This window comes from Amphibiibacter pelophylacis (assembly GCF_037688875.1).
GTDB lineage: Bacteria > Pseudomonadota > Gammaproteobacteria > Burkholderiales > Burkholderiaceae_C > Amphibiibacter > Amphibiibacter pelophylacis.
Genome location: NZ_JAWDIE010000006.1, coordinates 31,701 through 53,311, shown reverse-complemented (window position 1 = coordinate 53,311; position 21,611 = coordinate 31,701). Strand labels below are relative to the sequence as shown.

Here is a 21,611-nt window from a genome sequence, read left to right as displayed (position 1 = left end):
CGAAGCCCTATTCCCCCCTGTGACTCCTGCGGTTCTGGCGCTGGCTGATGGCCGCGTATTCCGCGGTCAGGCAGTGGGAGCGGCTGGCAGCACCACCGGCGAGCTGGTGTTCAATACCGCCATGACGGGCTACCAGGAAATCCTGACCGACCCCAGCTACACGCGCCAGATCGTCACCCTGACCTACCCGCACATCGGCAACACCGGCACCAACGCGCAGGACTGCGAATCGCGCGGCGTGCAGGCGGCTGGCCTGGTGGTGCGCGACGTGCCCGTGCGCTCTTCGAATTTCCGCGAACAGCAGCCGCTGGGCGATTACCTGCGCAGCGCAGGCATCGTCGCCATCGCCGGGGTGGACACCCGCGCCCTCACCCGCCACCTGCGCGAACACGGCAGCCAGAACGCCTGCGTCCTGTCTCTGGCCCCGGGCGAAACGCTCACCGACGCCCACATCCAGCAGGCGCTGGCGCTGGCGAAAGCCGCTCCCGCCATGGCAGGCACCGACCTGGCCCGCGAGGTCTCTTGCACCCAGCCCTACGTCTGGACCGAGGGCGAATGGGCCCTGTCGATCCAGGACGGCGACTGCGGCTTCGAAGCCCCGCCCGCCCCGCGCCACCACGTGGTCGCGCTGGATTTCGGCGTCAAACACAACATCCTGCGCATGCTGGCCCAGCGAGGCTGCAAGGTCACCGTGCTGCCCGCACAAAGTTCGCTGGACGACATTCTGGCGCTAAAGCCCGACGGTGTTTTCCTGTCCAACGGCCCCGGCGACCCCGAGCCCTGCGATTACGCCATCGCCGCCACGCGCGGCCTGCTGGAGCGCAAAATCCCGGTTTTCGGCATCTGCCTGGGTCACCAGATCCTGGCGCTGGCCGCAGGCGGCGGCACCTTCAAGATGAAATGCGGCCACCACGGCGCCAACCACCCGGTAGTCGATCTGGACAGCGGCCGCGTGGCCATCACCAGCCAGAACCACGGCTTCGCCGTCCAGGAAGACAGCCTGCCCGCGACGGCGCGCGTCACGCACCGCAGCCTGTTCGACGGTACCGTGCAGGGCATCGCGCTGACCGACCGACCTGCCTTCGGCTTCCAGGGCCACCCCGAAGCCTCGCCCGGCCCCCAGGACATCGCACCGCTGTTCGATCGGTTTGTCGGCCTGATGAGCGCCTGAACGCGCCGTGGAATCCCTTGGGACATCCCTCGGCATCATCCACCTCGGCACTTTTGTGCTGGGGGTGATTTTTATCATCCTGCTGCCGGGTCCCAATTCGCTGTTTGTGCTGTCGGTGGCTTCGCGCCGGGGTGTGCGGCGCGGCTGGTCGGCGGCGGCGGGGGTGTTCTGGGGCGATGCGGTGCTGATCACGCTGACGGCGCTGGGCGCAGCCACCGTGCTGCGCACCTGGCCGCAGGTGTTTTTTGCGCTGAAGCTGCTGGGCGCGGCCTATCTGTTCTGGGTCGGGCTGAACCAGTTGCGTGCCGCGCTGGCGGCTGGCGTCCAGGCGCGCGCCACACCCCCGGCCACGGCCGGCACGGCGCCCGAAGAGCTGCCCGACGATCTGCGCCGCGCCGTGATGCTCGATAAGCCTTTTCAGCGCGCGCTCATCATCAGCCTGCTCAACCCCAAGGCCATCCTGTTCAACCTGTCTTTTCTGCTGCAGTTCATCCAGCCGGGTACAGCAACGCCGGGGCTGGCTTTTCTGATTCTGGGCAGCATCATCGAATGCTTCAGCATGATTTATCTGGGCACGCTGATTTTTGCGGGCGCCAAACTGTCGCAGCGTTTTGCGCGGCTGCCCTGGCTCAAGGCGCTGCTCAGTGCGCTGGTGGGACTGCTGTTCATCGGGTTTGCCCTGCAGCTGGCTTTATCCCGCCTGGATTGATTCTCGCGGAATGCTTTTCCACCCGGTATTTTGTTTGTTCCGGTTTTTGATTTTTGGATTTTGTTTTTAGATTAAACGGTAGCGACGACCATGCCCAAGCGCACAGACATTCACAGCGTCCTCATTATCGGCGCCGGCCCCATCATCATTGGCCAGGCCTGCGAGTTTGATTACTCCGGCGCGCAGGCCTGCAAAGCATTGCGCGAAGAAGGCTATCGCGTCGTGCTGGTCAATTCCAACCCGGCGACGATCATGACCGACCCGGCCACGGCGGATGCGACCTATATCGAGCCCATCACCTGGCAGGTGGTCGAGCAGATCATCGCCAAGGAGCGCGCCGCGCACCCGCACGAAAAAATGGCCGTGCTGCCCACCATGGGGGGCCAGACCGCCCTGAACTGCGCACTGGACCTTCACCGCCACGGTGTGCTGGACAAATATGGCGTAGAGATGATAGGCGCCAACGAGCACGCCATCGAAAAAGCCGAAGATCGCCTGAAATTCAAAGACGCCATGACCAAAATCGGTCTGGGTTCGGCGCAGTCGGGTATCGCGCACAGTATGGAAGAGGCTTGGGCGGTCCAGAAAGACATTCAATCCCGCGTGGGCGGCAACGGTTTTCCCATGGTCATCCGCCCCAGTTTCACGCTGGGCGGTTCGGGCGGTGGCATTGCCTATAACCCCGAAGAGTTCGAAACCATCTGCAAGCGCGGGCTGGATCTGTCGCCGACCAACGAGCTACTGATTGAAGAATCGCTGATCGGCTGGAAAGAATACGAGATGGAAGTCGTGCGCGACAAGGCCGACAACTGCATCATCGTGTGCTCCATCGAAAACCTGGATCCCATGGGCATCCACACGGGCGATTCGATCACCGTGGCGCCCGCGCAAACGCTCACCGACCGCGAATACCAGCTGCTGCGCAACGCCAGCATCGCGATCCTGCGCGAAATCGGCGTGGACACCGGTGGCAGCAACGTGCAGTTCTCGATCAACCCCGAGAACGGCCGCATGATCGTCATCGAAATGAACCCGCGCGTGTCGCGCTCCAGCGCGCTGGCGTCCAAGGCGACGGGCTTTCCCATCGCCAAGATCGCCGCCAAACTGGCCGTGGGCTACACGCTGGACGAGCTCAAGAACGACATCACCGGCGGCGCCACGCCCGCCAGCTTCGAGCCCAGCATCGATTACGTCGTGACCAAGATTCCGCGCTTCGCCTTCGAGAAATTCCGCGAAGCCGACAGCCGCCTGACCACGCAGATGAAATCGGTCGGCGAAGTCATGGCCATGGGCCGCACTTTCCAGGAATCCTTTCAGAAAGCGCTGCGCGGCCTGGAAACCGGCATCGACGGCCTGACGCCGCGCTGCGACGATCTGGAAGAAGCCACCGAGGAAATCGGCACCCCCGGCCCTGAGCGCATTCTCTTTCTGGCCGACGCCTTGCGCCTCGGGATGTCGCTGGATGAGGCCTACGCCGAAACGCGCATCGACCCCTGGTTCCTGGACCAGATCCACGATCTGGTGCTGACCGAGCAGCGCGTGGCGCAGCGCCGCCTGGCCGATCTGTCGGCCAGCGACTGGCGCAGGCTCAAGCAGAAGGGCTTCTCGGACAGCCGCCTGGCCACGCTGCTCTCCAGCCAGGGCAGCGCCGTCAGCGTCCACGACGTGCGCCGCGCGCGCCAGGCGCTGGGCGTGCGCCCGGTCTACAAGCGCGTGGACACCTGCGCGGCCGAGTTTTCCACCAGCACCGCCTACCTCTATTCCTGCTACGAGGCCGAAGGCGCCGAATCAGAAGCGCAGCCCACCACGCGGCGCAAGATCATGGTGCTGGGCGGCGGTCCCAACCGCATCGGCCAGGGCATCGAGTTCGATTACTGCTGCGTCCACGCCGCGCTGGCGCTGCGCGAAGACGGCTACGAGACCATCATGGTCAACTGCAACCCCGAGACGGTGTCCACCGATTACGACACCAGCGACCGCCTCTACTTCGAGCCGGTGACGCTGGAGGACGTGCTGGAAATCGTCGCCGTCGAACAGCCGGTCGGCGTCATCGTGCAGTACGGCGGCCAGACGCCGCTCAAGCTGGCGCTGGACCTGGAGGCCGAAGGCGTGCCCATCATCGGCACCAGCCCGGACAGCATCGACATGGCCGAGGACCGCGAGCGCTTCCAGCAGCTACTCAACGATCTGGGCCTGCGCCAGCCGCCCAACCGCACGGCGCGCACCGAAGAGGCGGCGCTCAAGCTGGCGCGCGAAATCGGCTATCCGCTGGTCGTGCGCCCCAGCTACGTGCTGGGCGGCCGCGCCATGGAAATCGTCCACGGCGACAAGGATCTGGAGCGCTACATGCGCGAGGCCGTGCGCGTCTCCGAGAAATCGCCCGTTCTGCTCGACCGCTTCCTGGAAGACGCCATCGAGGTCGATGTCGACTGCATCTGCGACGGCGACGCGGTGATGATCGGCGGCATCATGGAGCACATCGAAGCAGCCGGCATCCACAGCGGCGATTCCGCCTGCTCGCTGCCGCCCTACACCCTGGGGCAGGACGTGCAGGCCGAGCTGCGCCGCCAGACCGCGCTGATGGCCAGAGCCCTGAAAGTCGTCGGCCTGATGAACGTGCAGTTCGCGCTGCAGGGCGACGGCCAGGACGGCAGCGACACCACCGTTTACGTGCTGGAAGTCAACCCGCGCGCCAGCCGCACCGTGCCTTTCGTCAGCAAGGCCACCGGCCAACCGCTGGCGCGCATCGCCGCACGCTGCATGGCGGGACAGAGCCTGGCCAGCCAGAAAGCGCTGGGCGGCCTGCCCCCGCGCGAGATCATTCCGCCCTATTTCAGCGTCAAGGAAGCGGTCTTCCCCTTCAACAAGTTCCCCGGCGTGGACCCGATTCTGGGCCCCGAGATGCGCTCCACCGGCGAGGTCATGGGTGCGGGCGCCACCTTTGGCGAAGCCATGCTGAAAAGCCAGCTGGGCGCCGGATCGCGCCTGCCCACATCGGGCACCGTGGTGCTGTCGGTCAAACAGGCCGACAAGGTCCGCGCCGTGGCGGTCGCCCGCGACATGCACGCGCTGGGCTTCACGCTGATGGCCACCAAGGGCACCGCCGCGGCCATTGCCGCCGAAGGCATCCCCGTGCAGGTCGTCAACAAGATCAAGGAAGGTCGCCCCCACATCGCCGACCTGATCAAGGGCAACGAGGTGCAGCTGGTCTTCACCACCATGGAAGAGACCCGCACCGCCATCGCCGACAGCCGCTACATCCGCACCGCCGCGCTGGCCCAGCGCGTCACCTACTACACGACGCTGGCGGGCTCCGAGGCGGCGGTCGAGGCCATCAAGATGCAGGATCAGCTCTCCGTGCGCTCGCTGCAGGACATGCACGCCGAGCTGCTGGAAGGCTGAGGCGCGCAGCGCCCTACTCCATCCGCGATCTCCACCCGGCCCTGCAGGCTTTTCGCCTGCGGGGCTTTTTTGTTCACAATCGGGACAGACCGTTCACCAGGAATGCGCCATGCCTGACTTGCTCACCCGACTCTTTTCCGCCACCGCTCTTGTGGGCGCCAGCCTGATTCTGGCGGTGCCCGGCGCTTCGGCGGCGACAGACACCGGCCACGCCGAAATGCGCTGCCAGGCCTTTTACACCCCGGTCCGCAGCATCTGGGTGCGCACCGTGGGCCTGGATTACGACGGCAAGCAGCTCAATGCCGTGAGCATCGACGGCGTGAAGGTGTATTCCTTCCAGATCAATGGCACCCGGATTTTTACCGCACTGGACAACGAACGCATCCAGATCGACACCGGCACGCTGCAATGGAGCAGCGATTACCGCGGCGCGGCGCAGTCGCAGGGGCGGTGTGAGTGGGTGAAGCGCTGACCATTGAAAAAGAGCGTCTCCCAAAAGTATGTGAGTTAACAGGGAGCCTTTATTTTCATCAGAGCCAGATTTTATTATTAAATAAATACCAATGCGAATATTTTATTTCAGATGCAATGAAATATTAGTTAATTTTGAATGAACACACATGAACGAAAAGTTAAAATTACTGACATCTCTGTTTTAATTACAAAATTTCAATCTGTTATTTTTCGCCTCCCTGATATCAGGACCTGGCGACGCGATAATCCCAATTGCTTTTGCAATTGAGAGTCATCGTATTGAGCCAACTGGCTGGGAAATCACGTCGGTTTTGGTTTCACTGTGGGGCGGGCGGATTTTGGGCGTCTTAATTGTTCGCAGGTTTAAAGCCCCCGAAAGATCAGCCATCAGAATGATTAAATCTGATATAGCGCGGTCAACCGCGCAACTTTTTATCAATTCTTGGCGATACTTTTTCAATAACCGGACCGTTAGCTGGGTCGCTCATTATTATTGAATATGGTTTTCAAAGCATCCTCGCCTTTGATGTCATCACGTTTTTTGTTGCAGCACTGTTTTTGTATGGCATCAAAGAGCCAATGCAAAAAACCATTCGGGATGAGGCAACAAATAATCCGCATTCCGCCCTAGGCAAAAATCTATACCCGAATATGCGCATAGATTCTTTGCGCTACTTCGTTGGATAAAATGGGCCTTGTTTCATGGCTCATGATTTATATGGCAATTGGATTGATGGGCGTTGCCGGGCCAGCTTTAATCATTGACCGATTGTCATCAAATGGATGGGCAATAACAGCAACCGCCATAGTCGCCGGCTCTTTGACAGGCTCAATGATTTCATTAATAAGTGGCGGCAATAGCCCCCATTGGAGACCAATTCAAATTATTTGCACCATTGCCATTTTTATCCAAATTCTTGCATTTACTTATGCATCAGAAAAATATGAGCTCATGATTGAGCTACTTCGCCGGCTCAGCCACAGTAACATTTGCCGGTATATTATGGGACACGCTCGATCAGTCAATAGGCTCGGTCGAAAGTATTCATGAATTTGCACAATATGATCAAAGCGCTGGCACAATAGGCATCCCCTTCGAAATGATTTTATTCGGCGCATCCACCAACCTTAAAATCCAAGATGAGGTGATGACGGCCGCATCATTTTTTATATTAGCAACCGGCATTCTTCTATTTTTATCAAAACCGGATTCGACTGAAAACAAAGGCAGCACATAAAAACGTCTGATCAGGCCGCATCATAAATTTTATAAAAAACAGACCAATCCCTATAAATCCATTGTATCGCGAAGTAGAAATTTTCTGAGTGTATTTCTCTACAGGAATCCCCGATTTGCCAGCAGCGAGATCATAGTCACAGTCAAGCATGTCGAAGCTGGCTAAAGCTTTTCCGGCCAGTGTTGTGACATTGAAATTAGTATGGCCACTTTCTGCAGGCATCGGGCCAAATCCGACTGTATGGACGCTACTATGATGATCAGTATGAGAAACTCACGAGCAGAAAACCACAGCTGGCACAGCATACATACCGGGCAGCATCCCGACTCGTCAACAACCCAGAACACACTCACCTCCCGAAGCCCAGCCTATGCCCATCGAACAACTTTTTTCAATTCTTCGAAATCATCGTAATTTTGAAGCGTCCTGGTCTCAGGTTCTGAATATACTCGAAGAGCATACAGGCCGTAGCTTATGGCAGTCTCTGGCGCAAGTCCCATTTGACGCCAATATTCTTCGCATGCACCAGTGGCTTGAGCTGCAGCTTGCGGACATCGCCGCTCCAACCGGGGTCTATCTTGGCCTCGACACCTTGAATATGGATCAAGGCCAAGGCAAGAACATTGATATTGGCTGGACGACTTGCGACACCCGCCTAAACCAGAGCGACTGGATTTATGGCCAGCTTACGCATGGGGAGTCTGTCTTTCTTGACGGGCTTTATCAACTCCACCAAATATACTCGCTTGCACAATGGCAATCTGTTTACCCCATCGCAGACTACATGCTGTTTCTAGGATACTCAGGCCTGATTGTCCTCGAAGCCATTGCGCAGGCTCAAAGCCCTTACTCACGGCTGTATACATGGGGCTTTCACGACGGCGACATGTTTCTGCTGGCCCGCAGCCATAGCGGGCAAACTGACATCATCTGCCAGTAGGTCCTGAAGCCCAACCTCAATATACTGCGCTAGATAACGCTCTGGAACCTTCTGGAAATCAGTACTTCAGCATCTGCGGTAACGCCGCCATGACTTTGCCCGAGCACTGATCCAGCATTTTGTCCAGCTCGGTCTTGACGCGGATGGCGTTATTGGCGGTCCAGGCCGCAAGCGGCAGGGGCGGCTCTGAGCTGCTGCTGCAGTTGACCTCAAAAGGCGGTTTGGCGAAATTCAGCCGGCCAGTGGTTTCGCGATACTTGTTGATATTCAGCTGCAGGACCAGGCTGAGCTTTTCGGTGTCGTTGCCCCCCAGCGTGTCGTAAACCAGACTGGCGTAGCCATCGGACACGTTGATCGGCTCTTTCCACGACATCTGGGACAGTGCGGGATCGGCCTTGATGACGGCGTTGATCTGCTGATCCAGGCGCTTCACAAAATCCTCGGGGACCGGATTCCTGACATTGGCCCGGTCTCCGGGGATGTCAATCGGGCTGCCTTTGAGATCATCCTTGCTGAAGGTTCTGGCGGCAAAGCCGCCCCCTATCACCGCCAGGGCAATGTTCAGAGCGACCTGCTTGCCGACCTCTTTCTGGGTCGAGGCGCGACTGACAACCGTCACTTCGGTCGGCTTTTCCTTGAGCTTGCTGCCGCCGGGAGACTCGGTCGAGTAAACAACCGGGATGCGGCCGGGCGGCGGCGGCGGTGCGGTCGCGCAGCCCGCCAGAAAAACGCTGGTGGCCATGAAAGCCAGAGTCAAAGAATGGGGGATACGCATGCCTGTCTCCTGATTAATGCACCAAAAAACGATTCTGATCACATCACCCAGTCCGCCACCCAGTACGCCAGCGCGGCGACCAGCGCAGAGGCCGGAATCGTCAGGATCCAGGCCCAGACGATGCGCCCGGCCACCCCCCAGCGCACGGCGCTGGCGCGCTGCGTCGAGCCCACGCCCACGATGGCGCCGGTGATGGTGTGCGTGGTCGAGACCGGAACGCCCAGGCCAGTGGCCATGAACAGAGTCAGCGCGCCGCCGGTTTCGGCGCAGAAGCCACCCACGGGCTTGAGCTTGGTGATCTTCTGCCCCATGGTTTTGACGATGCGCCAGCCGCCGAACATGGTGCCAAGGCCGATGGTGACGTAGCAGGTCAGCACCACCCAGCCGGGCAGGTGGTCGGGGTGCGCCTCCATCCAGTGCGGCATGCCGGGGACGTGGGCGCTGGTCGCGGCGATCAGCAGCAGCCAGATGATGCCGGCGGTTTTCTGCGCATCATTGCCGCCGTGGCCCAGGCTGTAGGCCCCGGCGGAGAGCAGCTGCAGGCGACGGAACCAGCGGTCGGCCTGCGAGGGCGAGCGCCGCCGCATGATCCAGGCCACCGCCACCATGATGAGCGAACCCAGCAGATAGCCCAGAAAAGGCGACACGAAAATAAACAGCACCACCTTCATGATGCCCGTCATCTGCAGCACGCCCGCGCCCGCCTTGGCCAGGCCCGCGCCCACCATGCCGCCGATCAGCGCGTGCGAGCTGCTGCTGGGAATGCCATACATCCAGGTGATGATGTTCCACGCGATGGCGCCGGTGAGCGCGCCAAAAATCACCTGCATGTCCACGATGCCCGGATCAACAATGCCCTTGCCGATGGTCGCCGCCACGCTGACGTGAAAGACAAAATAGGCCAGCAGGTTGAAGCAGGCCGCAAAAACAACGGCCTGCACGGGCTTGAGCACGCCGGTAGACACCACCGTGGCGATGGAGTTGGCGGCGTCGTGAAAGCCGTTCATGAAATCAAAAGCCAGCGCCAGCAGCACCAGCGCGATCACCAGCCCGAGGCTGACTTGGGTGACATCCATAGCAGTCGCGGTCCGGGTCAGGAGTTTTCGAGCACCACACCCTCGATCTGGTTGGCGATGTCCTCGCACCGGTCGGTGATGGTTTCCAGCAGTTCGTAAATGGCCTTGAGCTTGATCAGTTCGCGCACATCGGGCTGCTCGCGAAAAAGCTTGCTGATGGCCGAGCGCATGACGCGGTCGGCGTCCGACTCAAACTGGTCGATGGCCTCGCAGGTCTTGATCGCGGCCTGCGCGCTGTCGGGCTGCGACACATGCGCCAGCAGCGCGATGGCGTCGCGCACGCAGTTGCAGCACTTCAGGTTGAGATCGGCCAGGCGCTCGATTTCGGGCGTGATGGCGCGCACGTCATAGAGCGTCATGGTCTGCGCTGTGTCCTGCACCAGGTCGGCGACGTCGTCCATGGTGTTGATCAGCACATGGATCTGCTCGCGGTCGATGGGCGTGATGAAGGTCTTGTGCAGCAGGCGACTGACTTCGCGCGTGATGCGGTCGGCGGCGTGCTCGGCGTCATCGACCTCTTTACTGTGCTTTTCGCGCAGCGCCGCATCGTCGTAATGGCGGATCAGCCGCACAAAGGCCTCGGCGGCTTCGACCGTGTGGCGGGCGTGCTGGTTGAACAGCTCGAAAAAATTGTCCTCGCGGGGCAACAGCTTGGAAAAAAGCATGTTTGATGACCTTGATTGAACAGGAAATGGCGGCCGGGCAGCCAGCACGCACCGCGCCGTCAGGAAGAAGACGGCGCACTCCCGCATTATCCGGCCTGGCGCGTCCGTCAAAAGCAGCACGGCCCCTAAAATAGCGCGAAGCCTTCCTCAACGACAACCGCCATCAACCACCACCAAGGATCCCGACATGATCACTCCCGCGACTCTGACCGACGATGTGTTTGCCCATGCCTTCGAGACCCTGCTGCTGGAGCGCCACGATGCCGTCGCGCTAGTGCGCCTGAACCGGCCCAAGGCGCTCAACGCCCTGTCGCTGGAGCTGACCACCGAGCTGAGCCAGGCGCTGGACGCGCTGGAACGCCACCCGGACATCGCCGTCGTCGTGCTGACCGGCAGCGAGAAAGCCTTCGCTGCGGGCGCCGACATCAAATCCATCAAGGATTGCGGCTTTATGGACGTGTACGACAGTGACCTGATTTCGTCCACCTGGGAGCGCCTGACCACCTGCCGCAAGCCCAGCATCGCCGCCGTGGCCGGTTACGCCCTGGGCGGCGGCTGCGAGATCGCCATGATGTGCGATTTCATCCTGGCCGCCGACACGGCCAGATTCGGCCAGCCCGAAATCACCATCGGCACCCTGCCCGGCGCGGGCGGCACGCAGCGCCTGACGCGCTATGTGGGCAAATCCAAGGCCATGGAAATGGTGCTGACCGGCCGCATGATCGACGCGGTCGAGGCCGAGCGCATTGGCCTTGTGTCCCGCGTGATTCCCGCCGCCGAGCTGGAAGCCGAAGCGCTGGCCACGGCGAAGAAAATCGCCAGCTTCTCGCGTCCCATCGTGATGATGGCCAAAGAGGCCGTTCACCGCGCCTACGAGACCACGCTGGCCGAAGGCGTGCGCTTCGAACGCCGCCTCTTCCACGCCAGCTTCGCCACGCAGGACCAGAAAGAAGGCATGGCCGCTTTTGCCGAAAAGCGCCCGCCGCAGTTCAAGAACCGCTGAGCGACCAACCGCCCGGCAACCGTCCACGGACAAAAAAAGAGGCCCCGAGGGGCCTCTTTGTCATGGCAACTGAAGCAAATCAGCTGCGCACTTTGTCCACCACCGAACCCACAGCCGATTTCAGCGAAGCAAACATGCTCTGGGTCTTGTCCTTGACGCCTTCCCAGACGTCGTCGGCAGCGTCAGCCAGCTTGTCCAGCTCGGAGCGGCCTTCGGACAGCTTGCCTTCCATGGCGTCGATCTGCTCCTGGATGGCGGCCTTGGCGTCTTCGCCCAGATCGGCGCTGCGTTCCTTGAGCTTCTCGATGTCGCCCGCCCACTCGTCGAGCTTGGCCTGCAGCTTGGCCTTGTATTCTTCCTTGTCCTCGACCATGTCTTTGGCCTTGTCGCCCACCGCTTCGGCGGCGTCCTTGGCCTTGTCCACAGCGCCAGCCGCCGCGTCTTTCACGTCCTCGGCCAGGCTGGCCAGCGAGGTTTTGGCCTCTTCCAGCTTGCCAGACAGCGATTCCACATGGTCCTTGAGCGCCAGCTGACCGTCGGCGCTGAGTTCGCTGCTGACGGCTTTGAGCTTGTCCAGATCAGCGGTCCAGCCGTCAATCTTCGCCTGGAGTTTCTGTTTGTGCAGGGTCACGCTGTCGTCCATGTGAGGTCTCCTTGTGGGGGTGGGTGTGGGGTAAAAAGAGGGAAAAACTGCAATGACAGAACGTCACTGAGTAGATTTATCATAGTCACAATCCCAATCCCGTGCCCCTGAAGTGAGTAAAAAGTCCGCCGCGCAGCACCCGGGCGCTGCGCGGCGGACCATCACACCGGGCGGATCAGGCGCTCTCGAACTGCGCCGGGCGCCACTTGAGCAGCACCTTTTCCAGCCGCGTCAGCAAAAACTCGGCGGCCAGCGCCACCACGGCCAGAACGATCATGGCACCGAACACGCCGCTGGCGTTGAAAGCGCCCTGCGCGGTCGAAATCAGCAGGCCGATGCCTTCGCGGGCGCCCAGGAATTCGCCCACCACGGCGCCCACCAGCGCAAAACCGAAGCTGACGTGCAGGCTGGCCAGAATCCAGCTCAGGGCCGAAGGGACAACCACGCTGAAAGTGACCTGGCGGGGCGAGGCGCCCAGAATCTGCGCGTTAGCGATCATGAAGCGGTCGGCTTCGCGCACCCCCTGGAAGGCGTTGCCAAAGACCACAAAGAACACCATCACCACCGCCAGCGCCACCTTGGACGCCATGCCCAGGCCCAGCGCGATCACGAAGACCGAGCCCAGCACCACGCGCGGGATCGAGTTGGCGATCTTGATGTACAGGCTGAACACGTCCGACAGAAAGCGGTTGCGCCCCAGCAGGATGCCGCAGATGACGCCGCCAATGGCGCCGATCAGAAAGCCCAGAACGGTTTCCTCCAGAGTCACCAGCACCTGCTGCCACAAGGGGCCCTGCGAGGTACCGTCGCGCATCCAGACCCAGATCTGGTTGGCGATCTGGCTGGGCATGGAGTAGAAAAACGGGTCTATCCATTTCAGCCGTGCGGCCACTTCCCAGCCGCCCAGAATGCCGACCAGAACGGCGATGCGCCAGAAAATGACCAGCTGCTGGCGGCGTCTGACACGGCGCATGGATTCGGCGTTGGCCTCGTCCTGCGCGGTCTGCAGGGCAGCGGCCTGCATGGGGGAGAGTTTCAGTGCTGTGCTCATGGTGACCTCAGATGTGGACTTCTTCTTTCAGTTCTTCCCAGATCTGCCGGGAATACTCGATGAAACGCGGCTCGTAGCGCACCTGCGACATGATGCGCGGCCGGGGCAGATCGATCTCGTACACCGCGCGCACCGTGGCCGGGCGCGCGCTCAGCACCAGCACCTTGTCGGCCAGCGCAACGGCCTCTTCCAGATCGTGGGTGACGAACACCACCGAACCGCCGCTGGCCGACCACAGCTGCAGCAGCTCGTCCTGCATCAGCGTGCGGGTCTGCATGTCCAGCGCGCTGAAGGGCTCGTCCATCAGCAGGATTTCGGGCTGGTTGATGAAGGTCTGCGCCAGCGCCACGCGCTTGCGCATGCCGCCGGAAAGCTGGTGCGGGTAGTGCTTCTCGAAGCCCGCCAGGCCCACGCGGCGCAGCCAGTCGCGCGCCTTCTCGTGCGCCTGGGCCTTGGGCATGCCCCGGAACATCGGCCCGGCGGCCGCGTTGTCCAGCACATTGCGCCAGGGAAAAACGGCGTCGTTCTGGAAGACAAAGCCGATGCGCGGATCAATCTCGGTCACCGGCTGGCCCATGATGCGCACCTGCCCCACGGTCGGCTTGAGCAGCCCCGTGATCAGGCTGAGCGTGGTTGATTTGCCGCAGCCGGTCGGGCCGACCACCGCAACGAACTCGCCGCGGTTGACGGTCATGGAAAAGTCCTGCAGCGCAATCGTGGCGCGCCCGTCGGGCGACAGGAAGCGGCAGGTGACGTGATCCAGCTCGATGGCTGGCGTGGGAGTGGGTGTCATAAACAGCTCCGGGTTTGCGGGCCGCAAGGGCCTCAGTGACTTTCAGGCCGGCTTTTCAGCGCGGCCTGGACATAAGCGGTGGTGTACGTGCGGGACAGATCAATGTGGGCCGCCTTGACCTGCGGCTTGAACGCCGACAGCACCTGGAGCACAGTCGCCGGGCCATCCGCCGGCATCAGCCCATTGGCCGAAAACGTGCCCAGCGACGCCTTGAGCGCCTCGACATAGCGGGCCTTGTCGCCGCCGTAGTAATCGGCGGGCATGCGGTCAGCGATCTGTTCGGCGCTGTGCGTGTGGATGAACTGCAGCGTGCGCACGAAGGCACGCGTCAGCTTCTGGACCTCGCTGCCGTGGGTTTTGATCCAGTCGGCCGACAGGTACAGACTGGCGGCCGGGTAAGCACCGCCCAGCGCCTGACGTGCCCCCGATTCGGTGCGCATGTCCACCAGAACCCGGGCCTGGCCGGTACGGACCATTTCGGTCGCGGTTGGGTCTATCGTCATCCCGGCAGCGATACGCCCCTGCTGCATGGCGGCGATGAAGGTCTGGCCACCACCGACAGGCAGCACCGAGAAATCGCCCGGCTTCAGGCCGGCCTTGATCGCGGTGTACTGCGTCAGAAAATCGGACGATGATCCCAGGCCCGTCACACCCAGCGTCTGGCCTTTGAGCGCCGCTGCACGGGTGATGTCAGGTGACTTCTGGCTGACCAGCAGCACCGTGCCCGGCGCACTGCCCAGCTGGACCACCGACTGCAGCGCTTTGCCCTTGGCCTGCAGATCCACGCAGTGGTCGTAAAAGCCGACCACGCCCTGAACCGAGCCAGCCAGCAGCTCGTTTTCGGCACTGGAGCCCGAAGGCTGGGACAGCAGCGTCACATCCAGCCCTTCCTCGCGGAAGTAGCCCAGCTGCTGGGTCAGCATGGCGGGCAGATAGATGATGTAGTTGATGCCGCCCACCATGAGCGTGATTTTTTCTGCCGCATGCACAGGCGCTGCGGTCAGGGCCGCCAACGCTGTCAGCGCGACCGTCAGCCGCTTCAGCCTCCTGGACGGGGTGTGGCGTGTCGGCATGGCCGTATCTCCCGCGCTCATTTCACCGTCTTCAGCGCTTCATCCACAAACGCCGTCGTGTAGGTTTTGGCCAGATCAATGTGCGCCGATTTCATCTGGGGCTTGAACTCGGACAGCACCTTGAGCACGGTTTCCGGGCCCGTGGCGGGCATGCGGCCGTCCGCGGTGAACATGGGCATCGAGGCCTTGATGGCGCTGATGTACAGGTTCTTGTCGCTGCCGTAGTAGTCGGCGGGCATTTTGCTGGCGATGTCTTCGGCGCTGTGCGTGCTGATGTACTTCATGGTGCGCACGAAGGCACGGGCGATTTTCTGCACCTCGTCCTTGTGCGCGGCCACCCAGTCAGCGGGCATGTACAGGCTGGCCGCCGGGTAGAGGCCACCCACGGCGGCTCGGGAGCCCGCTTCGGTGCGCATGTCAAACAGCACCTTGGCCTGGCCAGTGGACAGCATCTGCGCCACGGTCGGGTCGGTGGTCATGCCCGCGTTGATGCGGCCCTGCTGCATGGCGGCGATGAAGGTGTTGCCCGCGCCCACCGGCAGCAGCGAGTAGTCGCCCTGCTTCAGGCCCGCGCGCACGGCCATGGCCTGCGTCAGGAAATCGGTGGACGAGCCCAGACCCGTCACACCCAGCGATTTGCCCTTGAAGTCAGCCGCCGATTTGAGCGTGGCCGCGTCTTTGGCCGAAACCAGCTCGACCTCGCCGGGCACTTTGGCGAACTGCACCACCGACATCGCCTGCTTGCCCTTGGCCTGCAGATCGATGCAGTGGTCATAAAAGCCGACCACACCCTGCACGGCCCCGGCCAGCATCTCGTTCTCGGCGTTGACGCCTGCGGGCTCGGACAGCAGCTTGACGTCCACGCCCTCCTGCCTGAAGTAGCCCAGCTGCTCGGTCAGTTTGGCGGGCAGGTAGATGATCTTGTTGATGCCACCCACCATCAGGGTGACGGGTTCAGCGGCGCGGGCCGGTGCAGCGGCCAGGGTCACGGCGGCGGCCAGAGCCAGCGGCGCCAGTTTCAGGGAAGCGGTCAGGGGACGGAACATGGTATGCCTCGCAGTCAGAATCAAAGGGGATCGGTCAGGATCAAAGTGAAAACGATGATGCGTCGGCGCAGCCTTCATCCAGCTTTCAGCCAGGACGCTGATTTTTAGGGGTTTGCCCGAATCGCGGCGCAGGCGGCTGTGGCATGCTCGCTCCATGAACATCCTGCTGGTGGAAGACAACGCCGAGCTGGCCCTGTGGCTGGGTCGCTCGCTGCACGAGGCGCGCTTCACCGTCACCCACGCGGCCGACGGAGAGACCGCGCTGGCCCACCTGGCGCAGCAGCCTTTCGATCTGCTGCTGCTGGATCTCAACCTGCCCGACATGAACGGCCGCGCCGTGCTGCGCCGCCTGCGCCGCAGCGGCAATGGCCTGCCAGTGCTGGTGCTGACGGCCAGCGCCTCGCTGGACATCAAAGTCGACAGCCTGGACATGGGCGCCGACGACTACCTGGTCAAACCCTTCGAAATGCGCGAACTGGTTGCCCGCATCAAGGTGCTGATCCGCCGTCACAGCGGCGCCAGCCAGTCGGCGCTGGAGTGCGGCGATCTGCACTACGACCTGGACACGCGCACCTTCACGCTGGCCGGTGCGACGCTGGCGCTGCCGCCGCGCGAACACAGCCTGCTCGAAGCGCTGATGCTGCGCCAGGGCAAAACCACCCGCAAGGACAAACTGGCGCAGACCGTGTTCGGCCCGCACGACGAGGCGGGCGAAGACGCCATCGAGCTTTACATCCACCGCCTGCGCCGCCGCCTGGACACCGCTCGCGTGCGCATCCTGACCCTGCGTGGCCTGGGCTATCTGCTGCAGGACAGCGACGCCGCAGGCGCGGCGCTCTGAGCCCGGTCATGGCCGGCAACAGCCTGCGCTGGCGACTGGCGCTGTGGGTGCTGGGTCCCATGCTGGTCGTCATCGCCGTGAGTGTCTCGATGGCGCGCCAGCGCGCGGTGGATGTCTCGCGCACCATGCAGGACCACCAGCTGCTGGCCACGGCCCAGCTCATGGCCAGTCAGGTCGATGTGCACGAAGGTCAACTCGTGGCCAGCACACCCCCCGAAGCGCTGGAGAGCCTGCGCACCGCGCAGCATGACCGCGTCTACTTTCAGGTGATTTCGGGCCGGGGCGATCTGCTGGCGGGCTGGCCCGATCTGCACCCCATCGCCGGGGTGGACAGCCAGGGCCTGCGCTTTGACGACAGCACCTTTCGCGACCAGACCGTGCGGCGCGTCACCCTGGTGCGCAGCTTCTACACCGGCGACCAGGCGCAGCCGGTTTACGTCACCGTCGCACAGACGCGCGAGGGCGCCCGCGCCCTGCGTGACAGCCTGTGGGAGCCCACGCTGCTGGCGCAGGCCGGGCTGCTGGCTCTGGCGCTGGCCTGCATGCTGCTCGGCCTGAACCGGGCACTGCGCCCGCTGGTGCGCCTGCGCGATGCGCTGCACCAGCGCGCGCCGGACGATCTCTCCCCGCTGCGCACCAGCGAACTGCCGCAGGAAATCCGCCCCGTTGTCGAGACCCTGAACGATTACAGCGCCCGCCTGACCCGGCATGTGGACCAGCACCGGCGCTTCATTGCCGACGCGGCGCACCAGCTGCGCACGCCCGTGGCGCTGCTGGCCACCCAGCTCGATTACGCCCGCGATCACGCCGGTCCGGCCGTTCCAGCTGCCGCGCGCGAGGCACTGCAGTCGTCGCGCACCGGCGTGCGCCAGCTCGGGCAGCTGGTCAACCAGCTGCTGGATCTGTCGCAGGCCGAAGCCCAGCGCGGCAGCACACCACCCAGCACGGCGGTCGATCTGCTGGCGCTGGCGCAGCAGGTGCTGCTGGAGCTGGCACCGCTGGCCGCCGCACGCGGCATGGATCTGGGTCTGGACGAGGCCAGCCCGGCGCTCACGGTCAAAGCCTGGCCTGCGCTGGCGCACGCCCTGCTCTTCAATCTGGCCGACAACGCGCTGCGCCACACGCCGCCCGGAGGCCAGGTCACCGTCAGCACGGGCCAGGACAGCACGGGCGCCTTTGTTCAGGTGGACGACAGCGGGCCCGGCATCGCACCCGAACTGCGCGAACGCGTCTTCGACCGCTTCTTTCGTGCGCCAGGCGCCCATGTCACCGGCAGCGGCCTGGGGCTGGCCATCGTGCGCGAAGCCGCGCAGGCCTGCCGCGCACGGGTCGTGCTGGGCCAGCCGCCCGGCGGCACGGGCCTGCGCGTGCAAGTCATCTGGCCCGAAGCTGCGGGCCCGGGCCCAACGTAAAAAAAGCCCCGGTCCTTGCGAACCGGGGCTTTGAGTCAGACGTCAGGCGATCAGTGGCCCGACGCGCCCGAGGCACCAATGCCCAGTTCCGAGCGGATCTGCTGTGCCGGGAAAGCGGCGCGCTCGGCGGCGGCCTGCTTGCTGCGGTCCATCAGCGAGAACACCCAGATGCCGACGAAGGCGATGGTCATCGAGAACAGAGCAGGCGAGGTGTAGGGGAACCAGGCCGAGCCCTTGGGGTTGCCCAGCGTGGCTTCCCACACCGAGGGCGATACCACCGTCAAGGCCACCGACGAGATCAGGCCCAGGAAGCCACCGATCACGGCGCCCTTGGTCGTGCAGTCTTTCCACAGCACGCTCATGAACAGCACCGGGAAGTTGGCCGAAGCCGCGATCGCGAAGGCCAGCGACACCATGAAGGCGATGTTCTGCTTCTCGAAGGCGATGCCCAGCACCACAGCCACAATGCCCAGGGCAATGGTGGTCATGCGCGACACCCGCAGCTCGGAGGCGCTGTCGGCATTGCCCTTCTTGAACACCGTGGCGTACAGGTCATGCGACACCGCCGATGCGCCCGACAGCGTCAGGCCAGCCACCACAGCCAGGATGGTCGCGAAAGCCACCGCCGAGATGAAGCCCAGGAAGACGTTGCCGCCCACCGCATGCGCCAGATGCACCGCCGCCATGTTATTGCCGCCCTGCAGACCGCCCTTGACCGTATCCAGGAAATCGGGGTTGGTCAGCACGAAGGTGATGGCACCGAAACCGATGATGAAGGTCAGGATGTAGAAGTAACCGATCCACACCGTGGCCCAGCCCACCGACTTGCGGGCTTCCTTGGCATCCGGCACCGTGAAGAAGCGCATCAGGATGTGGGGCAGACCGGCCGTGCCGAACATCAGCGCCATGCCGAAGCTGATGGCGGAGATGGGGTCTTTCACGAAGGTCCCCGGGCCCATGATGGAATCCCCGGCCTTGGCCGCCGCTGTCGCAAGGTCTATGCCTTTTTCGGTGGCGTCAGCGATGACCTTGGGGTCTTTGCCGGCCAGCATGGTCTTGATTTCGACCGCCTTGGCGAACATCGCTTCGGGGCTGAAACCAAACTGCAGCAGCACCATGAAGGCCATGAACGAAGCCCCCGCCAGCAGCAGGCCGGCCTTGATGATCTGCACCCAGGTCGTGGCCGTCATGCCGCCGAACAGCACGTAAACCATCATCAGGGCGCCCACCACCACCACGGCGATCCAGTAGTCTAGGCCGAACAGCAGCTTGATCAGCTGGCCCGCACCCACCATCTGCGCGATCAGGTAGAAGGCCACCACCACCAGCGTGCCCGAGGCCGCAAAGGCGCGGATCGGGGCCTGCTGGAAACGGTAACCGGCCACATCAGCAAAGGTGAACTTGCCCAGGTTGCGCAGGCGCTCGGCCATCAGGAAAGTGATGACGGGCCAGCCGACCAGAAAGCCGATCGAGTAGATCAGGCCGTCGTAGCCGTTGGCCATCACGGCCGCCGAAATGCCCAGGAAAGAAGCCGCCGACATGTAGTCGCCCGCAATCGCCAGGCCGTTCTGGAAGCCGGTGATGCCGCCGCCAGCGGTGTAGAAGTCCGACGCCGATTTGGTTTTGGCCGCCGCCCACTTGGTGATGAACAGCGTGCCCACCACGAACAGGGCAAACATGACGATGGCGGTCCAGTTGGTGGCCTGTTTCTGGGCCTGGCCCAGGTCAGCGCCTGCCGCCAGCGCTCCGCCAGCGGCCAGCAGGGCCAAAGCGCCTGCCAGGAGTTGAGTACTGCGTTTCATTGGCCCGCCTCTTTGATGACCTGTTTTTTCAGGGTGTCGAATTCGCCATTGGCGCGACGGATGTAGATGATCGTGATGATCACCGTGAAGGCGATCACGCCCAGCCCCACCGGGATACCCACCGACGAAACGCCGGCGCCCAGTTTTTTGGCCAGCATTGATTTATCAAAGGCAATAAGCCCAATAAAGCCGTAATACACCACCATCATGGCGATGGTCATGGCCCAGCTGTAGGCGTTGCGCTTCGAGACCAGTTCCTGGTATTTAGGATTGGCCCGGATGCGGTCGCCGAGTTCGTCTTTCATCGATGACTCCCCGAAAAAAACCAGCGGCACCTTACCGCTGTGTCGGGAGCAAGGTTAGTGAGCGGGTCTTGCTGGTCTCTGACAGCGCGGGGGGGGGTTTGCCCTGGCAAAGCCCACGCACTTTGGCGGGTGATAAACTGGATCAAAGGGACAACGCCCTGCGGGGCCAGCGGACAAAAGCCTGTGAACATCATCATTCTGGACGACTTCCAGGACGCCGTGCGCAAGCTGGATTGCATCCAGAAACTCGACGGCCTGCCTTACAAAATCTTCACCAACAACGTCAAGGGCACGGGGCAGCTGGCCGTGCGGCTGCGCGACGCCGAGATTCTGGTGCCCATCCGCGAGCGCACGCATTTCAATGCGGCGCTGCTGTCCAAGCTGCCGCGCCTGCGCATGATCGCGCAGACGGGGCGCGTCTCCGGCCACATCGATCTGGAGGCCTGCACCCGCCAGGGCATCGTCGTCACCGAGGGGCCGGGCTCGCCGCGCGCCCCGGCCGAGCTCACCTGGGGACTGATCCTGTCGGCCATGCGGCGCATTCCGCAGTACGTGGGCAACCTCAAGCACGGCGCCTGGCAGCAGTCGGGGCTGCGCTCAGCGTCCATGCCGGCCAATTTCAGCCTGGGCACCAACCTGCACGGCAAGCTGCTGGGCATCTGGGGCTACGGCAAGATCGGCCAGATCGTCGCGGGCTATGGTCGCGCGTTTGGCATGCAGGTGAAAATCTGGTCCAGCAGCGAATCGCTGGAGCGCGCCCGCGCGGACGGCTACGACACCTTCGCCTCGCGCGCCGAACTCTTTGAGGCCAGCGACGTGCTTAGCGTCCACCTGCGCCTGTCCGACACCACACGCCACCTGGTGACCGCCGACGATCTGGCGCTGATGAAGCCCACGGCGCTCTTCGTCAACACCTCGCGCGCCGAACTGGTCGCCGAAAACGCCCTGGTCGGCGCCCTGAACCGGGGGCGGCCGGGCATGGCGGCGGTGGATGTCTTCGAATCCGAACCCATCCTGCAGGGCCACCCGCTCATGCGCCTGGAAAACGCCATCTGCTCGCCGCACATCGGCTATGTCGAGCTGGACAACTACAACAGCTATTTCAGCCACGCTTTCGACAACATCCTGAACTTCCTCAAAGGCCAGCCCACGGGCGTCGTTAACCCCGATGCCCTCAAAGTCAAGCACTGAT

At 62.8% G+C, this 21,611-nt stretch carries 20 protein-coding genes; 10 read left to right on the top strand and 10 right to left on the bottom strand.

Annotation, left to right across the window (positions count from 1 at the left end; genetic code table 11):
- Nucleotides 1-19: 19 nt before the first annotated feature.
- The 6 genes from carA to RV045_RS05085 all read left to right on the top strand — a co-directional run bounded on the left by carA (nt 20) and on the right by RV045_RS05085 (nt 7,934).
- Nucleotides 20-1,171 (top strand): glutamine-hydrolyzing carbamoyl-phosphate synthase small subunit, encoded by a 1,152-nt coding sequence (gene carA, locus RV045_RS05110; protein WP_423234699.1) that lies wholly within the window; start codon nt 20-22, stop codon nt 1,169-1,171.
- Between the two features lie 7 nt (nt 1,172-1,178).
- The gene (gene leuE, locus RV045_RS05105) at nt 1,179-1,880 is read left to right on the top strand and encodes a leucine efflux protein LeuE (protein WP_423234698.1); all 702 of its coding nucleotides are present in this window, start codon (nt 1,179-1,181) and stop codon (nt 1,878-1,880) included.
- A 90-nt stretch (nt 1,881-1,970) separates the two neighbouring features.
- Entirely contained in the window at nt 1,971-5,282 is a 3,312-nt protein-coding gene (carB, locus tag RV045_RS05100) for a carbamoyl-phosphate synthase large subunit (RefSeq protein WP_423234697.1), read from the top strand.
- Nucleotides 5,283-5,391: 109 nt separating this feature from the next.
- On the top strand, nt 5,392-5,754 hold the full coding sequence (locus RV045_RS05095; protein ID WP_423234696.1) for a hypothetical protein: 363 nt from the start codon (nt 5,392-5,394) through the stop codon (nt 5,752-5,754).
- A gap of 958 nt (nt 5,755-6,712) precedes the next feature.
- Entirely contained in the window at nt 6,713-6,994 is a 282-nt protein-coding gene (locus RV045_RS05090) for a hypothetical protein (RefSeq protein WP_423234695.1), read from the top strand.
- A gap of 370 nt (nt 6,995-7,364) precedes the next feature.
- On the top strand, nt 7,365-7,934 hold the full coding sequence (locus tag RV045_RS05085) for a hypothetical protein (protein WP_423234694.1): 570 nt from the start codon (nt 7,365-7,367) through the stop codon (nt 7,932-7,934).
- Nucleotides 7,935-7,992: 58 nt separating this feature from the next.
- Here RV045_RS05085 and RV045_RS05080 read toward each other — a convergent pair whose 3' ends face one another.
- The 3 genes from RV045_RS05080 to RV045_RS05070 are packed head-to-tail and all read right to left on the bottom strand — an operon-like array spanning nt 7,993 to nt 10,450.
- On the bottom strand, nt 7,993-8,709 hold the full coding sequence (locus tag RV045_RS05080; protein WP_423234693.1) for a hypothetical protein: 717 nt from the start codon (nt 8,707-8,709) through the stop codon (nt 7,993-7,995).
- A 38-nt stretch (nt 8,710-8,747) separates the two neighbouring features.
- Nucleotides 8,748-9,785, bottom strand: coding sequence for an inorganic phosphate transporter (locus RV045_RS05075; protein ID WP_423234692.1), 1,038 nt, complete (start codon nt 9,783-9,785; stop codon nt 8,748-8,750).
- A gap of 17 nt (nt 9,786-9,802) precedes the next feature.
- Nucleotides 9,803-10,450: a DUF47 domain-containing protein gene (locus RV045_RS05070; RefSeq protein ID WP_423234691.1), complete on the bottom strand. Its 648-nt coding sequence runs from the start codon at nt 10,448-10,450 to the stop codon at nt 9,803-9,805.
- A 187-nt stretch (nt 10,451-10,637) separates the two neighbouring features.
- Between RV045_RS05070 and RV045_RS05065 the strand changes: the two genes are divergently transcribed.
- A complete protein-coding gene (locus RV045_RS05065; protein ID WP_423234690.1) occupies nt 10,638-11,453 on the top strand; it encodes an enoyl-CoA hydratase in 816 nt (271 codons plus the stop codon).
- Between the two features lie 79 nt (nt 11,454-11,532).
- Here RV045_RS05065 and RV045_RS05060 read toward each other — a convergent pair whose 3' ends face one another.
- From RV045_RS05060 to RV045_RS05040, 5 genes are all read right to left on the bottom strand, one after another.
- Nucleotides 11,533-12,096 carry a sll1863 family stress response protein gene (locus tag RV045_RS05060; protein WP_423234689.1) on the bottom strand — a complete coding sequence of 188 codons (564 nt, stop codon included), beginning with the start codon at nt 12,094-12,096 and terminating at the stop codon, nt 11,533-11,535.
- A gap of 175 nt (nt 12,097-12,271) precedes the next feature.
- Nucleotides 12,272-13,120 carry an ABC transporter permease gene (locus RV045_RS05055; protein WP_423234794.1) on the bottom strand — a complete coding sequence of 283 codons (849 nt, stop codon included), beginning with the start codon at nt 13,118-13,120 and terminating at the stop codon, nt 12,272-12,274.
- Between the two features lie 34 nt (nt 13,121-13,154).
- The gene (locus RV045_RS05050) at nt 13,155-13,940 is read right to left on the bottom strand and encodes an ABC transporter ATP-binding protein (RefSeq protein ID WP_423234688.1); all 786 of its coding nucleotides are present in this window, start codon (nt 13,938-13,940) and stop codon (nt 13,155-13,157) included.
- 32 nt (nt 13,941-13,972) lie between these two features.
- Complete coding sequence (locus tag RV045_RS05045) at nt 13,973-15,013, bottom strand: ABC transporter substrate-binding protein (protein WP_423234687.1); 1,041 nt, start codon at nt 15,011-15,013, stop codon at nt 13,973-13,975.
- A 17-nt stretch (nt 15,014-15,030) separates the two neighbouring features.
- Nucleotides 15,031-16,059, bottom strand: coding sequence for an ABC transporter substrate-binding protein (locus RV045_RS05040; protein WP_423234686.1), 1,029 nt, complete (start codon nt 16,057-16,059; stop codon nt 15,031-15,033).
- A gap of 154 nt (nt 16,060-16,213) precedes the next feature.
- Between RV045_RS05040 and RV045_RS05035 the strand changes: the two genes are divergently transcribed.
- Both RV045_RS05035 and RV045_RS05030 read left to right on the top strand, forming a co-directional pair.
- Entirely contained in the window at nt 16,214-16,900 is a 687-nt protein-coding gene (locus RV045_RS05035; protein WP_423234685.1) for a response regulator, read from the top strand.
- Between the two features lie 8 nt (nt 16,901-16,908).
- A complete protein-coding gene (locus RV045_RS05030) occupies nt 16,909-18,312 on the top strand; it encodes a sensor histidine kinase (RefSeq protein ID WP_423234684.1) in 1,404 nt (467 codons plus the stop codon).
- A 50-nt stretch (nt 18,313-18,362) separates the two neighbouring features.
- Here RV045_RS05030 and RV045_RS05025 read toward each other — a convergent pair whose 3' ends face one another.
- Nucleotides 18,363-20,114 carry a cation acetate symporter gene (locus RV045_RS05025; RefSeq protein ID WP_423234683.1) on the bottom strand — a complete coding sequence of 584 codons (1,752 nt, stop codon included), beginning with the start codon at nt 20,112-20,114 and terminating at the stop codon, nt 18,363-18,365.
- Nucleotides 20,111-20,419 carry a DUF485 domain-containing protein gene (locus tag RV045_RS05020; protein ID WP_423234682.1) on the bottom strand — a complete coding sequence of 103 codons (309 nt, stop codon included), beginning with the start codon at nt 20,417-20,419 and terminating at the stop codon, nt 20,111-20,113. The genes RV045_RS05025 and RV045_RS05020 overlap by 4 nt, the downstream gene beginning before the upstream one ends.
- 183 nt (nt 20,420-20,602) lie before the next feature.
- Here RV045_RS05020 and RV045_RS05015 point away from each other — a divergent pair, with 183 nt between their 5' ends.
- Nucleotides 20,603-21,610 (top strand): D-2-hydroxyacid dehydrogenase family protein, encoded by a 1,008-nt coding sequence (locus tag RV045_RS05015; RefSeq protein WP_423234681.1) that lies wholly within the window; start codon nt 20,603-20,605, stop codon nt 21,608-21,610.
- Nucleotide 21,611: the final 1 nt, after the last annotated feature.

What these genes read in the sequence shown, in the direction of transcription:
- carB (WP_423234697.1), top strand. Translation starts at nt 1,971, where the DNA reads ATGCCCAAGCGCACAGACATTCACAGCGTCCTCATTATCGGCGCCGGC.
- RV045_RS05095 (WP_423234696.1), top strand. Translation starts at nt 5,392, where the DNA reads ATGCCTGACTTGCTCACCCGACTCTTTTCCGCCACCGCTCTTGTGGGC.
- RV045_RS05085 (WP_423234694.1), top strand. Translation starts at nt 7,365, where the DNA reads ATGCCCATCGAACAACTTTTTTCAATTCTTCGAAATCATCGTAATTTT.
- RV045_RS05080 (WP_423234693.1), bottom strand. Translation starts at nt 8,709, where the DNA reads ATGCGTATCCCCCATTCTTTGACTCTGGCTTTCATGGCCACCAGCGTT.
- RV045_RS05075 (WP_423234692.1), bottom strand. Translation starts at nt 9,785, where the DNA reads ATGGATGTCACCCAAGTCAGCCTCGGGCTGGTGATCGCGCTGGTGCTG.
- RV045_RS05070 (WP_423234691.1), bottom strand. Translation starts at nt 10,450, where the DNA reads ATGCTTTTTTCCAAGCTGTTGCCCCGCGAGGACAATTTTTTCGAGCTG.
- RV045_RS05065 (WP_423234690.1), top strand. Translation starts at nt 10,638, where the DNA reads ATGATCACTCCCGCGACTCTGACCGACGATGTGTTTGCCCATGCCTTC.
- RV045_RS05060 (WP_423234689.1), bottom strand. Translation starts at nt 12,096, where the DNA reads ATGGACGACAGCGTGACCCTGCACAAACAGAAACTCCAGGCGAAGATT.
- RV045_RS05055 (WP_423234794.1), bottom strand. Translation starts at nt 13,120, where the DNA reads ATGCAGGCCGCTGCCCTGCAGACCGCGCAGGACGAGGCCAACGCCGAA.
- RV045_RS05050 (WP_423234688.1), bottom strand. Translation starts at nt 13,940, where the DNA reads ATGACACCCACTCCCACGCCAGCCATCGAGCTGGATCACGTCACCTGC.
- RV045_RS05045 (WP_423234687.1), bottom strand. Translation starts at nt 15,013, where the DNA reads ATGCCGACACGCCACACCCCGTCCAGGAGGCTGAAGCGGCTGACGGTC.
- RV045_RS05040 (WP_423234686.1), bottom strand. Translation starts at nt 16,059, where the DNA reads ATGTTCCGTCCCCTGACCGCTTCCCTGAAACTGGCGCCGCTGGCTCTG.
- RV045_RS05035 (WP_423234685.1), top strand. Translation starts at nt 16,214, where the DNA reads ATGAACATCCTGCTGGTGGAAGACAACGCCGAGCTGGCCCTGTGGCTG.
- RV045_RS05030 (WP_423234684.1), top strand. Translation starts at nt 16,909, where the DNA reads ATGGCCGGCAACAGCCTGCGCTGGCGACTGGCGCTGTGGGTGCTGGGT.
- RV045_RS05025 (WP_423234683.1), bottom strand. Translation starts at nt 20,114, where the DNA reads ATGAAACGCAGTACTCAACTCCTGGCAGGCGCTTTGGCCCTGCTGGCC.
- RV045_RS05020 (WP_423234682.1), bottom strand. Translation starts at nt 20,419, where the DNA reads ATGAAAGACGAACTCGGCGACCGCATCCGGGCCAATCCTAAATACCAG.